The following is a 2,677-nucleotide window of genomic DNA, read 5'->3' on the forward strand; positions in this document are numbered from 1 at the left end:
ACCAAATACCATAACTTAATAATCACATACTCCATCAGTAATTTATCAGTATATATAGATGAACTTGCCAATAAACATATAATCAATTTTTCTCCTCAAACAACACTATTTTGGAATTTATCTCCTCCTTTTTCTTCCCTAATTCATGTTAACAACAATAATACAAGGTTATATGATTTGATTTATTATATAATATTACTATCTCCCGTCGCAATTCTGATTTATTTGATTCTGGAAAAAATGATACCGTTTCACGGAATTCAAAAGTCGTAGGGGCGTTTTGCTATCGCACAACTCCGTTAACGCTACGCGACATATAAAACGTTTCGGCGCTTGAGCCGACATGAATGCTCCGCATTCCGATAGGAAAGTTGTGCGTAGCTAATGGTCATTCGCCCGTACAAAAGTCATGCATTAAGATTTTATCAGCTCAAAACTTTGAGCAGCTCAGTAATTTCAGGAAATAATTTCACATTTAAAGTTGCAAACTATTTGTGAAATCTTTAAAGTTAATTGGTATTCAAAACTATTCTAAGGAACAAAAATAATGTTAAATTCAATTCACAAAAACTGTCCTATTTGTGGTTCTTCAGAGGTAGAATATTTCTTTTCAATGCTCAATATGCCAGTGTACTGTAATTTACTCTGGTCAGAAAAACAACCAGCAATTGATTGCCCGAAAGGAGATATTAAACTTAGTTTTTGTCCTAGCTGCGGTTTTATAGAAAATCAAGCATTTGACGAAACAAAACTATCTTATTCTCAGGATTATGAAAACTCCTTACACTATTCATCCCGATTCCAAAAGTATGCAGATTCTTTAGCACAAAAATTAGTTGAAAATCACAATCTAAAAGGCAAAAATATTATTGAAATTGGTTGTGGGAAAGGTGATTTTTTAGTCTCTTTATGTCAACTTGGAGATAATCAAGGTATTGGTTTCGACCCGACTTATGTTCCGCGTACAGAACATAATAACATGAGTAATAAAATTACATTTATTCAGGACTTTTACTCAGAAAAATATCAAGAATATGGTGCTGATTTTATTTGTTGTCGTCACACTTTAGAACATATTCCTAATCCGAATGATTTACTTAATTCTCTGAGAAAAGCAATTGGCGATCGCTACGATACAAAAGTTTTTTTTGAGGTTCCTAATTCCAGCTATATCTTAAAAAATCTTGCTGTTTGGGATATTATATATGAACACTGTGGTTATTTTATTCATAATTCTCTGATTCAAGCTTTTCTGAATAATAATTTTCTAGTTACTGAGGTTTATGAAACTTTTGAGAGTCAATTTTTATGTTTGGAAGCTGTTCCTGCTACAACAACAGCAACGAAAAAAAGTCAAATAATTTCTGATGTGGAAAATATTCGTGATGAAGTTGTTAAATTCAATCAGCTTTTTAATGAATTAATTAACAAATGGCAGCAAAAATTTGATGAATTTACTAACAAAAATAAAAAAATTGTAGTTTGGGGTGCTGGGTCTAAAGGTGTAACTTTTTTAAATTTATTGAAAGAGTATAATGATATTGAGTATGTTGTCGATCTCAATCCTCGCAAACAAGGAATGTATATTGCTGGAGCTGGTCAAAAGATTGTTTCTCCAGAATTTTTGCAAGATTATCAACCAGAAATTATCATTATTATGAATCCTATATACGAACAAGAAATTAAACAGCTTACTGATAATTTAGGCTTAAAACCTGAATTTATTTTAGTTTAGATTAATATCATGTCCGGATAATTAGTTATAAAAAAACTTTCTCCTTCTTCTCCTCTTCTTCCTCTTCCTTTTCCTTCTCCTTCTTCTTTCTTGTTTCTTCCCTCCTGACTCCTGTACGGGCGTTAACGATAGTTATGCGAAGCTAACGGCCGTTTCGCGGAGCGACATGTTTGCGGAGCATTCCGTCAGGAAAACGCCCCTACGACTCCTGACTCCTCCCTCGTTATTTATAACTGTTCAACCGGACATGATATAAAGTGGATTTGGCAACAATTAGATTACTCAAAATACCCTGTTAATATCACATCTGTTTGAACAGTTATTGTATAGTAGGGGAGTAGGGGAACAGGGAAATAAGAAAGCTGGGGGTAGGGAAATTATCATTTACAGCAGTTTTCATGATGGGTAGATTACAATAGGGAGATTTCATAAATTAAGAAAGGGAGTTGCAGCTATTACCGAATAATTAATAATTAATAGTTAATAATTAATAATTAATAATTAATAATTAATAATTAAGAGTTGAGAGACTGTTTGTAAAATAAGTATTAAGAAAAAAGTTTCACAACTCAATCAACTAGCTTGAATAAGGCAAGGGATTGAAATAACTCTACAGAGGGAGGAGGTATGACTATTCATACTCAATCAGTTAGTTGTGAATTTCTTGATAACAAATAATTGTTTTTTTGCCTCCATACCTCCATACATATTCCCTCCATACCTATTCCCTCCATACCTATTCCCTATCTTCTTTTTTTATATTTCCTGATACATTCAACCTCTAATACCAATTACCATGCATTAATGCTATACTTCGGCTATACTTCAACAGTTAAATATTTACCAAGATTCAAAATCTTTTTTTGACAATTATTAATTGGTTAGTATAGATTTTTCCTACTTTTAACCTCTCCCCACACCTCCCACACTCCCCACACTTCC

The 2,677-nt window shown here is 32.8% G+C and carries 1 protein-coding gene; it reads left to right on the plus strand.

All coding sequences use genetic code 11. The features are described from left to right. The first annotated feature begins 547 nt into the window (after positions 1–547). The gene (locus AFK68_RS02750) at positions 548–1,735 is read left to right on the plus strand and encodes a class I SAM-dependent methyltransferase (RefSeq protein ID WP_094671442.1); all 1,188 of its coding nucleotides are present in this window, start codon (positions 548–550) and stop codon (positions 1,733–1,735) included. The last annotated feature ends 942 nt before the right edge of the window (positions 1,736–2,677 follow it).

It is taken from the genome of Hydrocoleum sp. CS-953, assembly GCF_002260545.1.
GTDB lineage: Bacteria > Cyanobacteriota > Cyanobacteriia > Cyanobacteriales > Microcoleaceae > Trichodesmium.

Bases quoted from the DNA above. Each gene is read 5' to 3' on its own strand.
- AFK68_RS02750 (WP_094671442.1), top strand. From the start codon at position 548: ATGTTAAATTCAATTCACAAAAACTGTCCTATTTGTGGTTCTTCAGAG.